Here is a 14403-nt window from a genome sequence, read left to right as displayed (position 1 = left end):
CGCAGACTACGGTTCGGCCCGCGCTCCGGCGGGATCGGGGCGCAGCGGGCGGTCGCCGCCGAGCCCGGGAATCAGCGAGGTTCCCTTGCGCACCAGCCACGTCTGGGTCAGCCCGAGCGCGAGCAGGATCGAGACGACGAGGAAGCCGATCCAGTAGGTCGGCGGGAGCAGCAGGCCCACCGCGCCGCCGAACACCCACGCCAGCTGGAGCACGGTCTCCGAGCGCCCGAACGCCGACGCTCTCGACTCGTCCGGCAGGTCGTGCTGGATCACCGCGTCGAGGCTGTTCTTCGCGAGCGCGCTCGCGGTGGCGCCCACCAGGCCGACCACGGCCGCCGTCGGCAACCCGGCGAGCAGTGCGGCGAGCACCGTGGAGACCAGCGTGGCGCTCAGGCAGCCGAGCACCACCTGGTCCGGCTTGCCGAACTGCATGCGGGAGCCGAGCGCGTTGCCGAGGAACCCGCCCGCGCCCGCCGCGCCACCGATGATGCCCAGCATCAGCAGCTGCATGAACGGGCTGTAGCCGCCGCTCTCGGTCTGCGCTTTCACCGCGAACGCCGCGAACATCATCAGGAACCCGGTGAGCAGGCGGATCGAGCCGTTGCCCCACAGCGCGACCACGACATGCCTGCCCATCGGCTGCCGTTTCTTGCGGGCGGGCCGGTGGGCGGTCAGCGAGGCGGGCACCTCGCCCTCCGTGACCTCCACCCAGGACGGGATGCGCATCGCCTGCACCGCGCCGACGACACAGATCACCGCGGTGAACCACAGCGCACCCGCCGAGCCGACGAGCGAGTTGAACCCGGCGGCAACGGCACCGAACGCGCCGCCCGCCGCGAGGCCGAACACGGCCAGCCGCGCGTTGGTCTTCGACAGGGTGATCTCCGGCGGCAGCACCCTCGGCGTCACCGCCGCCTTGAGCACCATGAACGACTTGGAGAGCACCATCTTGCCCAGCGCGGCCGGGTAGAGCGCCCACGTCTCGAAGTTGAGCGCCATCAGCACGCACATCAGCGCCTGGCCGGCCGAGGCCACGCACATGGCGAGCCTGCGCCCTCGCTGGATGCGGTCGAGGGCGGGCCCGATCACCGGCGCGACGAGGGCGAACGGCGCGATGGTGATCAGCAGGTACAGCGCGACCCTGCCCCGGCTCTCGCCGCTGCTGGCCGCGAAGAACAGGGTGTTGGCCAGCGCGACGGCCATCGCGGCGTCGCTGGCGTAGTTGAGCATCACCGCGTAGGTCAGCGACGTGAGCCCGGACTTGTCGGCACCGTCGGCGCGCGCTGCCCTGCGGAAGGCGTCGACGGCCTGCCCGGACAGCTGGCGGCCCCGCAGTGCGGCGACGCGGGTGACCGTGAGCTTCTTCGGTAGCCGGGGCGCGCCCTGGCCGCCGCTGTCGAACCGGTGCTCGGCGCGGGTGCGCGCGTCGGCGTCCGGCCCGCCCGGCCCTCCCGTCTCGCCCGTCTCGCCGGAGGGGCGCGGCTGGCCTGGCGCGTAGCCGCCGGTGTCGTAGCGCTCGTAGGCGCCACGTTCGCGTTCGTCAGGCGGCGGCTGGTTCCACGGCCGCGGCCGAGGCGGCGGCGGGGGTGGGTACGGGCGTGCGCCCCTGGGCGGCGGGGGTGCCGAGGCCGAGGGCGGAACGTGCACCGCGCCGGTCGGGGCCTCGTCGGCGGTCGGGGCGGGTGCGGGCCGCTGGACCCTCGTCGGCCGCACGGGCGGCTCGGCGCGGGTGCGGTCCATCGGCGGCTGGCTCGCCCCAGGCTCGGGCGTCCATTTCCGCTTCCCCTTCCGACCCGAACGCATGACCCCAATCCTGCCGTATCCGGCACCACATCGTCCGGGTGATCACGCCATCCGGACGAACCTCACCCGGAACATCTTCGGCCACAGCTTTCCGGTGACGAGGAACTGGCCGTCCCGGCCTGTCGCCGCGATGCCGTTGAGCACGTCGGCGTTCTGCCGTTCGGCGGGATCGAGCAGGCCGGAGGCGTCGATCCGGGCGGTGACGGCGCCCGAGGAGGGGTCGATCCGCACGATCTCGTCGGTCTGCCAGACGTTGGCGTACACGGCGTCGCCGACGCACTCCAGCTCGTTGAGCTGGTCCACCGGCTCGGCGCCGTCGGTGACCCGGACCGTGCCGGTCTCGGCGAAGGTCGCCGGGTCGCGGAACGTCAGCACGGACGAGCCGTCGCTCATCACCAGGCGGTCGCGGCCCCGCTGATGGCACAGCCCCCAGCCCTCACCGGTGTAGCCGACCCTGCGCCGTTCGCGCAGCGTGGTGGCGTCGCGTTCGACGGCGATGCCGCTGCGCCAGGTCAGCTGCCAGACGCGGTCGCCGACCACGGTGATGCCCTCGCCGAACAGCGGCTCGGGCAGCGAGACGACGACGTCCGGCTCCTCGCCGACGGGGCCTGCGCGCACCGTGGACCGCCCGACCAGGCCCGTGCCCTCGTACAGGGTGCCGCCCGAGAGCTCGAGGCCCTGGGTGAAGGCCTCGGGGTCGTGGGGAAGGGCCTCCAGCACCTCGGCGCGCATCCGCACCGGCTCGCCCTGCCCCTGCTCGGGGCTGGGCGCGGCTCCGCACGCCGCCAGCGTGGCCACGACCGCGAGGATGCTCAGCACGCGTCTCACCCCACCAGCCTGGCACGAACGCGGCAACTCACGTGCTGCACAATGGGGACCTATGACCCTGCTGCTCACCCTCGACGACGGCGCCATCCGCCGGAAGCTGGTCGACGCGGTCGAGTTGGCCCGCGACGCCGCGGTGCAGGACGCGGGTGCCGAGTACGTCGGCGAGCACGTCGATGTCGAGCACGAGGACGCCGTGTCGGCGACGCACCTGTTCGCCTCGACACTGCCCGGATACCGGGGCTGGCGCTGGTCGGTGACGGTGGCCGTCGCCGACCAGGACGCGCCCGTGACGGTCAGCGAGGTCGTGCTGACGCCCGGACCCGACGCGCTGGTGGCTCCCCGCTGGGTGCCGTGGGAGCGTCGTGTGCGGCCCGGCGACCTCGGCGTGGGTGACCTCTTCCCCTCCGACGCCGACGACCCGCGGCTCGTGCCCGCGTACCTGGCCTCCGACGACCCGCAGGTCGAGGAGGTCGCCAGGGAGGCAGGCCTCGGCAGGCACAGGGTGATGTCGCGCTACGGGAGGCAGGAGGCCGCCACCCGGTGGTACCGCGGTGAGTTCGGGCCCCGCTCCGACATGGCCCGCAGCGCGCCGGACACCTGCGGCACGTGCGGGTTCTACCTCCAGCTCGGCGGTTCGCTGCGCGGCGCGTTCGGGGTCTGCGGCAACGAGATCTCGCCCGCCGACGGTCACGTGGTGCACACCGAGTACGGCTGCGGTGCGCACTCGGAGATCGAGGTCGAGGTGACGTCGTCGGTTCCCGTCGCCGAGCTCGTCTACGACGACTCGCTGCTCGACATGGAACCCGCCGGCGGGTGAGTCCCGAGGGTTCGTTCGGCATCGAGGCACTGCGGTCGGCGGTGCTGCGGGCCTGGCAGGACTCGCCGACGCGGTTCACCGAGGACACCAACGCCGAGCACGACCTGCGCGTGGGCGGCTACCGCGACCGGCTGTTCGTCGAGCTGGCGCAGAACGCCGCCGACGCCGCCGCCGCGGCCGGGACACCCGCGACGGTGCGGGTCACGGTCACCGGCGGTGAGCTGCGTGTGGCCAACACCGGAGCGCCCCTGGACGCGCGGGGTGTCGCCGCGCTCGCGTCCCTGCGGGCCTCCGGCAAGCGGGAGGGCGCGGTCGGGCGGTTCGGTGTCGGCTTCGCCGCGGTCCTCGCCGTGACCTCGGCGCCCCGCGTGGTGTCGCGCACCGGCGGGGTCGCCTTCTCCGAGGACCGCACCCGCGCCGCCGCGGGCCGCGACGGCGCCGTCCCGATCCTGCGCCTGCCGTGGCCGCTGCCCGCCGACGAAGCGGCCCTTCCGGACGGCTTCGACACGGAGGTCCGGCTGCCGCTGCGCCCCGGCGTGGACGCCGACGCCCTGCTGGCGCGCCTGCGCGACGAGGTGCCCGACCTGCTGCTGGCCCTGCCGTGGCTGGCCGAGATCCGCGTCGGCGAGTCCCGGTGGACCCGCGGCACCGGTGCGGACACCGTGGAGCTGACCGCGCCGGACGGGCGCACCACGCGCTGGCTCACGCACGCCGGTGCGGCCTGCGTATGGGCGGTGCCGGTCGACGCCGAGGGCGTGCCCGAGCCGCTGGAACAGGACGTGCTGCACGCGCCGACGCCGTCGGACGAGCGGCTGTCGCTGCCCGCGCGGCTGCTGGCGGCGGTGCCGGTGGAGCCGTCGCGCCGCCGCGTGCTGCCCGGCGCACAGACCAGGCAGGCACTGGAGTCGGCGGCCGCCGCCTACCCCGGGCTGGTGCGGCTGCTGGCGCCGGAGCACCGGCTCGCGCTCGTTCCCGCCCCGGGCTTTCCGCTGTCCGATGTCGACTCGCTGCTCCGCGACGCCGTCCTCGCCCGGCTCGGCGCCGAGGCGTGGCTGCCCGGCGCGGCCGGTGGCGAGGTGCCGGGGGAGCGGGCGCGCGTGCTCGCCGTCGACGTGCCCGGGCTGCCGGACCTGGCCGCCGGCGTGCTGCCGGGTCTGGTGGCCGCTCCGCACTGCGGCCCTGGCGCAGCCCGGACCCTGGCTGCCGTGGGCGCGACGCCCGCGGGCGTGGCCGAGCTGGTGGACGCGCTCACCGGGATCGAGCGTGAACCGTCGTGGTGGCGCTCGCTCTTCGACGTCCTGCTCGCCGGTGTCGAGCAGCGCACGGTCGACACCGGTGAACTGGGCGCGCTGCCCGTGCCGCTGGCCGACGGCCGCACCGTCCCGGGCCCGCGTGGCGCGCTGCTGCTGGACGACGCCGACCCGCTGGGGGACATCGGCGTCGTCGGCCTGCACGTGGTGCATCCGGTCGCCGCCCACCCGCTGCTGGAACGGCTCGGCGCCACGCGGGCCGGTCCCCGTGAGCTGCTGGAGGCTCCCGCGCTGCGCGATGCCGTCGAGCGCAGTGTCGAGGATGCACTGTCCGGTGTGGACGTCCGACCGCTCGCGGAAACGGTGCTGCGGCTGGCGTCGGCCGCCGGCGCGGAGGGGCTCGGCGCGCTGGCGCTGCCGGGACGCGACGGCTGGCGACGCGCCGACGAGCTCGTGCTGCCCGGTGCCGCGCTGCTGGAGGTGCTCGACGAGGAGGCCCTCGGCGACGAGGCGCCGCTGGACGTGCTCGACGACGACGTCGCGGCCCGCTGGCCGCATGAGGTGCTCACCGCGGCCGGGGTGCTGGAGACGTTCCCGGTGGTGGACGACGAGGACCCGGCAGGTCCCGAGCACGACCTGCCGGACGAGGACGAGTGGTGGGAGACGCTGCCGGAGCCTCCCGTGCGCGTGCTCGCCGTGCGCGACCTCGACCTGGTGGCCGACGACGCGTGGCCTGCCACCGTGCGGCTGCTGGCGTCGCGGCCGGAGACGTGGCGGGCGCTGAGCGTGCCCGGCGGGCACACCCGGTGGTGGCTGGCGCGGGCGGCGCTGTTCGACGGCAGGGCGCCCGGCGAGTACCGGTTGCCCGAGGCGGACGAGCTGGCCGGGCTGTTCGACCCGGTGCCCGACGTCGGGCTGTCCAGCGAGTTGCTTCTCGCCGCGGGGGTGCGCGGCGACCTCACGCTGGCGGGCGCGGAGGACGCGATGCTGTTGTGCGAGCGGCTGGCCGATCCGGAGCGCGAGATCCCGCCCGGCCTGGTGCTGCGGGCCCACCGGGCGCTGGCGAGCGTGCCCGCCGACGACGTGGACCCGCCGACGCGGGTGCGCGCGCTCGACGGCTCGATCGCCGAGGCCGCCGACGCGCTCGTGCTGGAGGGGCCGTGGCTGCTGGGGCTGTGGCCCGCGGCGCGGCTCGTCGCCGCCGACGACTACGCGGTGGCCCGCGACCTCGCCGACGTGCTCGACCTGCCGCTGGCGGGCGACGAGACGCGCGCGGAGGTGGGCAGCGAGGGCGAGTACGTTCCGTGGTCACAGCTGCCCGCGATCGTGCAGGTCGCCGACCTGCTCGGCCTGTCACTGCCCCGGGGTGGCGTGCTGATGCACGACACCCTCGTCGTCGGCGAGCGCACGGTGCCGTGGTGGTACGACGGGCGGCTGCACGCGGGCGACGCGCCGGACGCGCTGGCGCGGGCGTTCGCGTGGGCGGCCCGCCGGTGGGATCTGAGGCTCCTCGTGGCGGCGCTGCTGGACGACCCGGACCCGGCCGTGCTGCTGGGGTAGCTAGAGTCCCCGCTGGGCGCCCCGGGTGCCCCGGCGGGACGCGGCGCGCTGCCAGGCCATGATGCCCATGCCCACGAAGCCCAGCCCGCCGCCGGCCAGCGTCGTCCACCGCCAGACCCCGTCCACCCCGGCAAGCAGCAGGACGACGAACGCGACGAACCACAGCACCGTGCCGATGATCACCGGCGCCCACAGGCCCGCGAGCCGCTTCGGCAGTTCCGGGGTGGGTTGAAACCGTCCCGTAACGTCGGCAGAGTTGCTCGGTTCGTCCACGTAGGACAGGCTACCGCTGCCGGACCCGACTCGAGGCAGGTGACGATGGCAGAGGCGAACACCGAGCGGCCGGTCGCTCGGTCCCGGCTCGACGGCTTCTTCAAGATCAGCGAGCGTGGCTCCACCGTGAGCAGAGAGGTGCGCGGCGGGCTGGTCACCTTCGTGACGATGGCCTACATCGTCGTGCTGAACCCGCTGATCCTGGGCAGTTTCGCGGCCGACGCGCCCGGCGCCAACACCGACTCCACCGGCGCGATCCTGCCGGTGCCGCAGGTCGCGGCGGTGACCGCGCTGGTCGCCGGCGCGATGACGATCATCATGGGCATCGTCGCGAACTACCCGTTCGCGATGGCCACGGGTCTCGGGATCAACGCGCTCGTGGCGGTCAGCATCGCGCCGCAGATGACCTGGCCGTCGGCGATGGGCCTGGTGCTGGTCAACGGTCTCGTGGTGCTGCTGCTCGTGCTCACCGGCGTGCGCACGATGGTCTTCAACGCCGTCCCCGCCGGGCTGAAGGTGGGCATCGCCGTCGGCATCGGCCTGTTCATCAGCCTCATCGGGCTGGCCGACGCCGGGTTCGTGCGGCCGGGCTCGGGCACCCTGGTGCAGCTCGGGATCGACGGCTCCATCGCCTCCTGGCCGACCACCGTGTTCGTCGTCACGTTGATCATCATGGCCGTGCTGGTGGCGCGCAACGTCCGGGGCGGGATCCTGCTCGGCGTGCTGACGGGCACGGTGCTGTCGATCATCGTCGAGGCGATCGTCGACGCGGGGCCGTCCGCAGGGGAGAACCCGAAGGGCTGGAGCCTCGGCTACCCGGCACTGCCCGACGACGTCTTCGGGATACCGGATCTGTCGCTGGTCGGCCAGGTGGACTTCAACGCGTGGGTGCAGGTGCCCGCGATCACGGCGGCGCTGCTGGTGTTCAGCCTGGTGCTCACCGACTTCTTCGACACGATCGGCACCATGACGGGCCTCGGCAGGGAGGCCGGGCTGATGGACGACAAGGGCAGGCTGCCGAACACCGGCAAGGCGCTGTTCATCGACTCGCTCGGCGCCGTCGCCGGTGGGGCCGCGTCGTCCAGTTCCAACACCGTCTACATCGAGTCGGCCTCCGGCATCGCCGAGGGTGCGCGCACCGGCCTTGCCAACGTGGTCACCGGGCTGTTGTTCATCGCGGCGATGTTCTTCACCCCGCTGTACGAGGTGGTGCCGATCGAGGCGGCGGCTCCGGCGCTGGTCATCGTGGGCGCGCTGATGGTACGGCAGATCACCGAGATCGACTTCCGCGACTTCGCGGTGGCGCTGCCCGCGTTCCTGACGATCATCGTCATGCCGTTCACCTTCTCGATCGCCAACGGCATCGGCGTCGGTTTCATCAGCTACGTGCTGCTGCAGGCGGCCACCGGAAGGGCCCGCACCGTGCACCCGCTGATGTGGGTCGTCTCCGCCGCGTTCGTCGTCTACTTCGCGATCGGCCCGATCCAGGCCGCCCTCGGCTAGAAGCTCCCCAATGCGGCATTCGCTCCACTGGATGGAGCGAATGCCGCATTCGCTCCGTTGAGTGGAACGAATGTGGCATTGGGGAGCTCTGGGCTAGGCGGTGAGGGGCTCCGGGTCGAGGTTCAGCAGATCACGGAGGGCGTCGGCGCCGGACGGGGTGAGGCGCACCGCGCGGTCACTGCCCACCCGGCGTACCCAGCCGCCCGCGAACAGCCGCGAGCAGACGACGGCGCCGGCCACCCCGGCGAGATGCGTGCGCCGCTCGGTCCAGTCCAGGCACGCTCTGGCGAGCGGCCTGCGGGTGCCGCGCAACTGCCCCGGATCGGCGCCCAGCGGCCCGGTGAGCCACGTCGTGCCGTCGGCGGTGAGCGCGCAGCCGCCGGTCAGCTCCAGCAGGCCACGGGCGGCCATGGCGTCGGTGATGGCCACGCCGAGCCGCCCGGCGAGGTGGTCGTAGCACGTCCGGCCGCGCGCCAGCGCCTCGCTGACCCGGGAGCCGCGCAGCGTGCGCGGCGGGTCCGGGACGGCGTCGAGCCGCGAGGCGAGCAGCTCCACCAGCTCCGCCGCCCTCGGCCCGGCCAGCTGCACGTACCGGTGCCTGCCCTGCCGCCGCTCCACGAGCAGGCCGCCGCGGACGAGGCGTCCGAGATGCTCGCTCGCCGTGGACGGCGCCACTCCGGCGTGCGCCGCCAGCTCACTCGCCGTCCACGCCCGCCCGTCGAGCAGCGCCAGGCAGAACGCCGCCCTGGTGTTGTCGGCGAGCAGCGCCGCGAGCGCGGCGAGCTGGGCTGACCGGGACATGGCTCGATTGTTCCCCCGCGACAGTTCGGCCGCCGCCGAAACGTCCGCGTTCTAGCGTCGGTGTCATGACCAATGCCCTCACAGATGCCCGGTTCACCGTCCCGCCGGTGCCTGCCGCGCAGTCCGACATGGCGTGGCTGCGGTCGGCCGTCGCGCGGTTCAGCTCCGGCGAGCCGCACCGGAGGCGACGTGCGCTGGCGGTCGCCGAGCTGGCCGCCGTCCCGCCCGCGACACTGCGCGCAAGCGCTTGCGCGGCCGGGCCGTGGCATCGAGACCTCCCGGTGGCGCTGCTGGCCGGGGCGCTGGGTCTGGACGTCGACCCCGGCGACGTGGTGGCGGCCGCCCGGCACTACCAGCCGCACACCGGCGACGGCCACGCCGCCGACGCGGCCGTGCAGCGGCTCGTCACCGCCTGCGGCGGGATCGCCGACGAGCACACTGCCGCACGGATCGGGCTGCTCGTGCAGGCCTGCGTGGCCACCGCCGACCTCGCCGAGAGCGTGCTGCGGCGGCCGGGGCCGGTGGAGGAGGTGGTCGTCCTCGTGCTCCGGGAGGAGCCGCCCGTCCGCGCGACCCGGAGGGTGGGGCCGGACGGCGCCGAGGTGGTGGTGGACCTCGCCGGTGCCGGGCTGCCCTTCGGCGCGGGCGAGCACGCCTGTCCCGGGCGGGAGCACGCGCTGGCCCTCGTCGCCGGGATCGCGGAGGGGGTGCGGTCCCGGTGAACGCCTTCCACGACCTGCACCACGCGGCGACGCCCCTGGTGCTGCCCAACGCCTGGGACCACGCCTCGGGCGCGGCACTGGCCGCCGCCGGGTTTGCCGCCATCGGCACGACCAGCCTCGGCGTGGCCGCCGCGCACGGGCTCGCCGACGGCGAGGGACGGACCAGGGAGCCCACGATCGCGCTGGCCCGCAGCCTGGCGAGCCTGCCATGCCTGCTCACCGTCGACCTCGAAGCCGGGTTCAGTGACGACCCGGCCGAGGTCGCCGGCCTCGCCGCCACCGTCGCCGAGGCGGGTGCGGCCGGGATCAACCTCGAGGACGGCCGTGACAACCGGGCGCTCGCCGATCCCGGGAGGCAGAGCGAGCTGATCGCGGCCGTCAAGCAGCGGGCGCCGGAGCTGTTCGTCAACGCCAGGACCGACACGTACTGGCTGGGCATCGACGCACGACCTGGCCCAACGCTCGCGCGGCTCGAACGCTACGTGGCGGCAGGGGCGGACGGTGTCTTCGTGCCGGGCGTCCTGTCACCCGGCGACCTCCGCGCCGTCGCCGCCGGAGTCCCCGCGCCGCTCAACGTGCTCGCCGTGCCGGGCCTGCCGCCGCTCGCCGACCTCGCGGCACTGGGCGTGCGCCGGGTGAGCACCGGCTCGCTGCTGTTCCGCGCCGCGCTGCACGCGGCGGTCGAGGTGGCGGAGGCCGTCCGCGACGGCGGTCAGCTGCCGCGCGAGGTACCCGGCTATGCCGAGATTCAGCGGCTCAGCGCCTCGCCGGGATCGTAAGGTATGCTAAGCAAGTGTCCGACTCTGTGGCCGACAGGTCGCTGGCGAGCCGCCTGCGCCTCGCCGTGGTGCGCCTGAACCGCAGGCTCCGGGCACAACGAACCAGCGAGGACCTGTCGCTGACGCAGATCTCGGCGCTGTCGACCCTGCACAAGTGCGGGGCGATGACGCCGGGCAAGCTGGCGGCGAAGGAAGGCGTGCAGCCGCCGTCGATGACCAGGGTGATCGCGGCGCTCGACGAGGCAGGCTATGTCGAGCGCACCCCGCACCCCACCGACGGCAGGCAGGCGATCGTGTCGATCTCCGGCAAGGGGCTCGAGTACGTGCGCGCCACCATCTCCGCACGAGAGGCCTGGCTGGACGAACGGCTGGCGGAACTGAGCGGCGAGGAGCGCGAGGTGCTCGGCAGGGCCGCCGAGATCATCGATCGGATGGCGGGCCACGGCTGACGCCCCGGCGATCGCGGGAGGCGATTACACGGCGTGAGTATCACGGGTAGCGGCGCAGCGATTCCCCACAGGACCTCTGCTACCCGGGACCCGGTCGCCGGCTCGCCACCACGGCGGGGCACGTTCGCCTCGCTGCGCATCCGCAACTACCGGCTGTTCTTCGGCGGGCAGATCGTCTCCAACATCGGCACCTGGATGCAGCGCATCGCGCAGGACTGGCTGGTGTTCCAGCTCAGCGGCAACGACCCCGTCGCGCTCGGCATCGCCGTGGCCCTGCAGTTCGCGCCCACCGTGGTGCTCTCGCTGTGGGCGGGCGTGCTCGCCGACCGGGTGGACAAGCGCAAGCTGCTCATCGCCATCCAGACGGGCATGTGCGCACAGGCCGTGGTGCTGGGACTGCTCGACGTCACCGAGGTCGTCCTGCTGTGGCACGTCTACGTGCTGTGCGTGGTGCACGGCTGCCTTTCCGCGCTGGAGGTGCCCACCCGGCAGTCGTTCGTCGCCGAGATGGTCGGCCCCGGCCACGTGCCCAACGCGGTGGCGCTCAACTCCTCGATCTTCAACATGGCCCGCATCGTCGGCCCGGCCATCGCCGGGTTCACGATCGTGGCCATCGGCACCGGGTGGCTCTTTCTGGCCAACGCCGCCAGCACGGTCGCCGTCATCGCGGGCCTCGCGCTGATGCGGCCGGGGGAACTGCTGCGCGGGCCCGCCGTCGCGCGGGCGAAGGGCCAGCTCCGCGAGGGGTTGCGGTACGTGCGCGGCCGGTCGGACCTGATGACGGTGCTGGTGCTGGTGTTCTTCGTGAGCACGTTCGGCATCACGTTCTTCGCCTCGCTGGCCATCGTCGCCGCGAACGTGTTCGGCACGCAGGCCGACGGCTACGGGATGCTGTCCACGCTGCTCGCGGTGGGCACGTTCACCGGAGCGCTCGCGTCGGCCCGGCGCGGCAGCAGGAGCAGGCCGAGGGTGGGGGTGCTGCTGGGCTCGGCGCTCGCGCTCGGCGCGCTGGAGATCGGGGCCGCATTCATGCCGACCTACCTGGCGTTCGGCATCGCGCTCGTGCCGCTCGGCGTGGCCACCATCACGTTCCTGAACACGGCGAACGCGCTGGTGCAGACGTCGGTGAGCCCGGAGATGCGCGGCCGCGTGATGGGCCTGTACGTGCTGGTGCTGATGGGCGGGAACCCGATCGGCGGGCCGATGACCGGCTGGATGGCCGAGCAGTTCGGAGGCCGCTCGCCGTTCTACCTCGGCGGCGCCATCGCGGTGCTGGCCGTGGTCGTCTGCGCGCTGGTGCTCTACCGTGCGCGTCGGGACCCCTTGCGCGCCGTATGAGGTTAGGCTAACCTCATACACGTCCGCTTCGTGGTGGGAGCGGCAGTCAGTTCGGGAACGGACGAGGCCCCGCACCGGAGATCTCCGGCGCGGGGCCTCGTTCCTGTGTGGCTTTCCCCGCGCTCCCTCAGGACAGGAGCAGGCCGTTGCGGCCCGCCTTGGCGTCCTCGAAGCGCTTGCCGATCTCGGCCCAGTCGTAGACGTTCCACAGCGCCTTGACGTAGTCCGGCTTGACGTTCTTGTACTGCAGGTAGAACGCGTGCTCCCAGACGTCGGTCATCAGGATCGGCACGGTCGGCAGCACCAGGTTGTTGTGGTGGTCGCGCAGCTGCTGGATGATCAGCTTCTTGCCGATCGGGTCCCAGGAGAGGGCGGCCCAGCCGTTGCCCTGGATCGTGGTGGCCGCGGCCTCGTAGTGGGCCTGGAACTTGTCCCAGGAGCCGAAGCTGTCGTCGATCGCGGCGGCCAGCTCGCCGGTCGGCTTGTCGCCGCCGTTCGGGGACAGGATCTTCCACCACACGACGTGGTTCGCGTGACCGGCCAGGTTGAAGGCCAGCGTGGTCTCCAGGCCGACGATCGAGCCGAAGTCACCCGAGTCGCGGGCCGCGGCGAGCTTCTCCAGCGTCTGGTTGGCGCCGTTCACGTACGTCTGGTGGTGCTTCGAGTGGTGCAGCTCGTTGATCTCGCCGGAGATGTGCGGCTCGAGCGCACTGTAGTCGTAGTCGAGATCAGGGAGCTCGTACGTGGGCATTGGCTCTCCTTCTAGTCGTGTCGACACACAAGTCTCTTGACAGTCGTTGCCGTAGCCAAACCTAGTAGCCACCAGGAGCGCTGGCTAACCGGGGAGCTACGAGTTGACCTTGCTACGTCGAGCTAACTAGAGGTCAAGCCGGTGTTACCACGACCACATCGGCGCCGGGGCGGGCTCAGGCCGCGCGGTACGCGTCGAGGGTGTCGGCGAGGTCGCCGAGGACGTCGATGTTGAGCTCGAAAGCCACCAGCGTCTCGGAAACGACCCGCCGGCGCTCGGCCTCGTCCCACGGCGCGCCGTCCAGCAACGCGCGGTAGCGGGTCCGGAACGCCGAGGGACTGCCGAGGCGCGAGAAGTCGTAGAACAGCGCGCCCGGTCCGGTGATGCCGTGCTCACGCTGCAGCAGCTTGCCGACCACCTGGCCGCCTGCCAGATCGCCGAGGTAGCGCGTGTAGTGGTGCGCGACGAAGCCGCCAGGCCAGTCGAAGGCCACCTCCTCGAGCCTGCGGACGTACCGCAGCGTCGCGGGGACGGGCTCGATCACCGAGCGCCAGTCCGGGCCCGCCAGGAACTCCAGGTCCGCGACCAGGGCGGGGGTGCGGCGCAGTTCGTCCACGACGAACGGACCGCCCACGGGGTCGCCCGCCATCGCGTCACCCGCCCGCTCCAGCGCCGAGTAGATGAAGAAGTACTGCGCGGCCAGCCGCGTGTAGCCGGGCAGCGTGAGCGAACCGTCGAGCAGTGCGCTCAGGTAGCTGGAGTGGTGTGCCCGCTCGTGCACCTGCCGCGTCGACTCGCGCAGGATCTGCGAGAACGCCGTCGCCACCGCCATCACGCCCTCCCCGATGTTCGCGACACCGTGTCAGAAAGAGCGTAGGCCAGATCCGGCGGTTAGGCTACCCTAAATCAGCCGTACCGGCGGGTTTTACTCCAACCGCGCGAAGGACGAACTCCACGGCCGCGCCGATCGCGTCGTCGAGTCGCTCGGGCGGAACCTCCACCGCCTGCCGGGTGCTCAGTGCCGCCGTCACCATCGGTACCACGACGTCCAGGTCCTGCGGGGGCCACCGGCCCGCCTCGATGCCCTCGGCCAGGAGCTCCCGCAGCTGCCCGGCGATCGGGTCGCCGTGCGCGGCCACCCTGCGATACGTCGAGGGCGCGAGCGCCGACGCCAGCGCCGACCCTGGCGGCAGGTGGTACTCGGCCAGCGCGCGCAGCTGGAGCCTGCCGAAGGTCGCCAGTTTCTCCACCGGGTCGGCCACCGCCGCCACGGCGTCCCGCAGCCGCTCGACGTAGCGGGCGGCCTCGTGCTCCACGAAGGCGACGAGCAGATGTTCCTTGTCGGGGAAGTGGTTGTACATCGCCGTCCGGCCGACACCGGCCTGGGCGGCCACGCCGGTGAGCGTGACGGCGTCGAAGCCGCGCTCGTAGAGCTGCGTGCGCAGCACCTCGAACACGCGGGTACGCACCTGCTCCCTGTGCTCGTGCAGCGAGCTCCCGATGATCTTCGGCACGGCGGACCTCCCGGC

At 73.0% G+C, this 14403-nt stretch carries 14 protein-coding genes; 7 read left to right on the top strand and 7 right to left on the bottom strand.

Annotated elements, in window-relative coordinates; genetic code table 11:
* Positions 1-6: 6 nt before the first annotated feature.
* Both BAY60_RS01360 and BAY60_RS01355 read right to left on the bottom strand, forming a co-directional pair.
* Complete coding sequence (locus BAY60_RS01360) at positions 7-1803, bottom strand: MFS transporter (RefSeq protein ID WP_112278995.1); 1797 nt, start codon at positions 1801-1803, stop codon at positions 7-9.
* A 42-nt stretch (positions 1804-1845) separates the two neighbouring features.
* The gene (locus BAY60_RS01355; protein ID WP_245992258.1) at positions 1846-2631 is read right to left on the bottom strand and encodes a glutaminyl-peptide cyclotransferase; all 786 of its coding nucleotides are present in this window, start codon (positions 2629-2631) and stop codon (positions 1846-1848) included.
* Positions 2632-2683: 52 nt separating this feature from the next.
* Here BAY60_RS01355 and BAY60_RS01350 point away from each other — a divergent pair, with 52 nt between their 5' ends.
* Together BAY60_RS01350 and BAY60_RS01345 are read left to right on the top strand one after the other, a co-directional pair.
* Entirely contained in the window at positions 2684-3448 is a 765-nt protein-coding gene (locus BAY60_RS01350) for a DUF3027 domain-containing protein (protein WP_112278994.1), read from the top strand.
* Positions 3445-6258 carry a sacsin N-terminal ATP-binding-like domain-containing protein gene (locus BAY60_RS01345; protein ID WP_112278993.1) on the top strand — a complete coding sequence of 938 codons (2814 nt, stop codon included), beginning with the start codon at positions 3445-3447 and terminating at the stop codon, positions 6256-6258. Before BAY60_RS01350 ends, BAY60_RS01345 begins: the two co-directional genes overlap by 4 nt.
* Here BAY60_RS01345 and BAY60_RS01340 read toward each other — a convergent pair whose 3' ends face one another.
* Positions 6259-6531: a DUF2530 domain-containing protein gene (locus BAY60_RS01340; RefSeq protein WP_112278992.1), complete on the bottom strand. Its 273-nt coding sequence runs from the start codon at positions 6529-6531 to the stop codon at positions 6259-6261. It lies immediately after the preceding gene.
* A 45-nt stretch (positions 6532-6576) separates the two neighbouring features.
* On the opposite strand from BAY60_RS01340, the gene BAY60_RS01335 reads away from it, so the two are divergent.
* Complete coding sequence (locus BAY60_RS01335; protein ID WP_112278991.1) at positions 6577-8034, top strand: NCS2 family permease; 1458 nt, start codon at positions 6577-6579, stop codon at positions 8032-8034.
* A 93-nt stretch (positions 8035-8127) separates the two neighbouring features.
* Here BAY60_RS01335 and BAY60_RS01330 read toward each other — a convergent pair whose 3' ends face one another.
* Positions 8128-8835 carry an ArsR/SmtB family transcription factor gene (locus BAY60_RS01330; protein WP_112278990.1) on the bottom strand — a complete coding sequence of 236 codons (708 nt, stop codon included), beginning with the start codon at positions 8833-8835 and terminating at the stop codon, positions 8128-8130.
* A gap of 65 nt (positions 8836-8900) precedes the next feature.
* Between BAY60_RS01330 and BAY60_RS01325 the strand changes: the two genes are divergently transcribed.
* The 4 genes from BAY60_RS01325 to BAY60_RS01310 are packed head-to-tail and all read left to right on the top strand — an operon-like array spanning position 8901 to position 12123.
* On the top strand, positions 8901-9557 hold the full coding sequence (locus tag BAY60_RS01325; protein ID WP_112278989.1) for a hypothetical protein: 657 nt from the start codon (positions 8901-8903) through the stop codon (positions 9555-9557).
* Positions 9554-10336: an isocitrate lyase/PEP mutase family protein gene (locus tag BAY60_RS01320; protein ID WP_112278988.1), complete on the top strand. Its 783-nt coding sequence runs from the start codon at positions 9554-9556 to the stop codon at positions 10334-10336. Before BAY60_RS01325 ends, BAY60_RS01320 begins: the two co-directional genes overlap by 4 nt.
* A 14-nt stretch (positions 10337-10350) precedes the next feature.
* Positions 10351-10785 carry a MarR family winged helix-turn-helix transcriptional regulator gene (locus BAY60_RS01315; protein ID WP_112278987.1) on the top strand — a complete coding sequence of 145 codons (435 nt, stop codon included), beginning with the start codon at positions 10351-10353 and terminating at the stop codon, positions 10783-10785.
* Between the two features lie 33 nt (positions 10786-10818).
* Positions 10819-12123 carry an MFS transporter gene (locus tag BAY60_RS01310; protein WP_112278986.1) on the top strand — a complete coding sequence of 435 codons (1305 nt, stop codon included), beginning with the start codon at positions 10819-10821 and terminating at the stop codon, positions 12121-12123.
* Between the two features lie 127 nt (positions 12124-12250).
* On the opposite strand, the gene BAY60_RS01305 is transcribed toward BAY60_RS01310, so the two are convergent.
* The 3 genes from BAY60_RS01305 to BAY60_RS01295 form a co-directional block, all read right to left on the bottom strand.
* Positions 12251-12874 carry a superoxide dismutase gene (locus tag BAY60_RS01305; RefSeq protein WP_112278985.1) on the bottom strand — a complete coding sequence of 208 codons (624 nt, stop codon included), beginning with the start codon at positions 12872-12874 and terminating at the stop codon, positions 12251-12253.
* Positions 12875-13049: 175 nt separating this feature from the next.
* Entirely contained in the window at positions 13050-13706 is a 657-nt protein-coding gene (locus BAY60_RS01300) for a biliverdin-producing heme oxygenase (RefSeq protein ID WP_112278984.1), read from the bottom strand.
* 64 nt (positions 13707-13770) lie between these two features.
* The gene (locus BAY60_RS01295) at positions 13771-14388 is read right to left on the bottom strand and encodes a TetR/AcrR family transcriptional regulator (protein WP_112278983.1); all 618 of its coding nucleotides are present in this window, start codon (positions 14386-14388) and stop codon (positions 13771-13773) included.
* Positions 14389-14403: the final 15 nt, after the last annotated feature.

The organism is Prauserella muralis (genome assembly GCF_003202285.1).
Taxonomy (GTDB): domain Bacteria; phylum Actinomycetota; class Actinomycetes; order Mycobacteriales; family Pseudonocardiaceae; genus Prauserella_B; species Prauserella_B muralis.
The sequence above is the reverse complement of the archived record's forward strand: the minus strand, read 5'-3'. Positions and strand labels throughout refer to the sequence as shown.

Excerpts from the sequence above, each read along its gene's own strand:
- BAY60_RS01360 (WP_112278995.1), bottom strand. The coding sequence starts at position 1,803 with ATGCGTTCGGGTCGGAAGGGGAAGCGGAAATGGACGCCCGAGCCTGGG.
- BAY60_RS01350 (WP_112278994.1), top strand. The coding sequence starts at position 2,684 with ATGACCCTGCTGCTCACCCTCGACGACGGCGCCATCCGCCGGAAGCTG.
- BAY60_RS01335 (WP_112278991.1), top strand. The coding sequence starts at position 6,577 with ATGGCAGAGGCGAACACCGAGCGGCCGGTCGCTCGGTCCCGGCTCGAC.
- BAY60_RS01330 (WP_112278990.1), bottom strand. The coding sequence starts at position 8,835 with ATGTCCCGGTCAGCCCAGCTCGCCGCGCTCGCGGCGCTGCTCGCCGAC.
- BAY60_RS01325 (WP_112278989.1), top strand. The coding sequence starts at position 8,901 with ATGACCAATGCCCTCACAGATGCCCGGTTCACCGTCCCGCCGGTGCCT.
- BAY60_RS01305 (WP_112278985.1), bottom strand. The coding sequence starts at position 12,874 with ATGCCCACGTACGAGCTCCCTGATCTCGACTACGACTACAGTGCGCTC.
- BAY60_RS01300 (WP_112278984.1), bottom strand. The coding sequence starts at position 13,706 with ATGGCGGTGGCGACGGCGTTCTCGCAGATCCTGCGCGAGTCGACGCGG.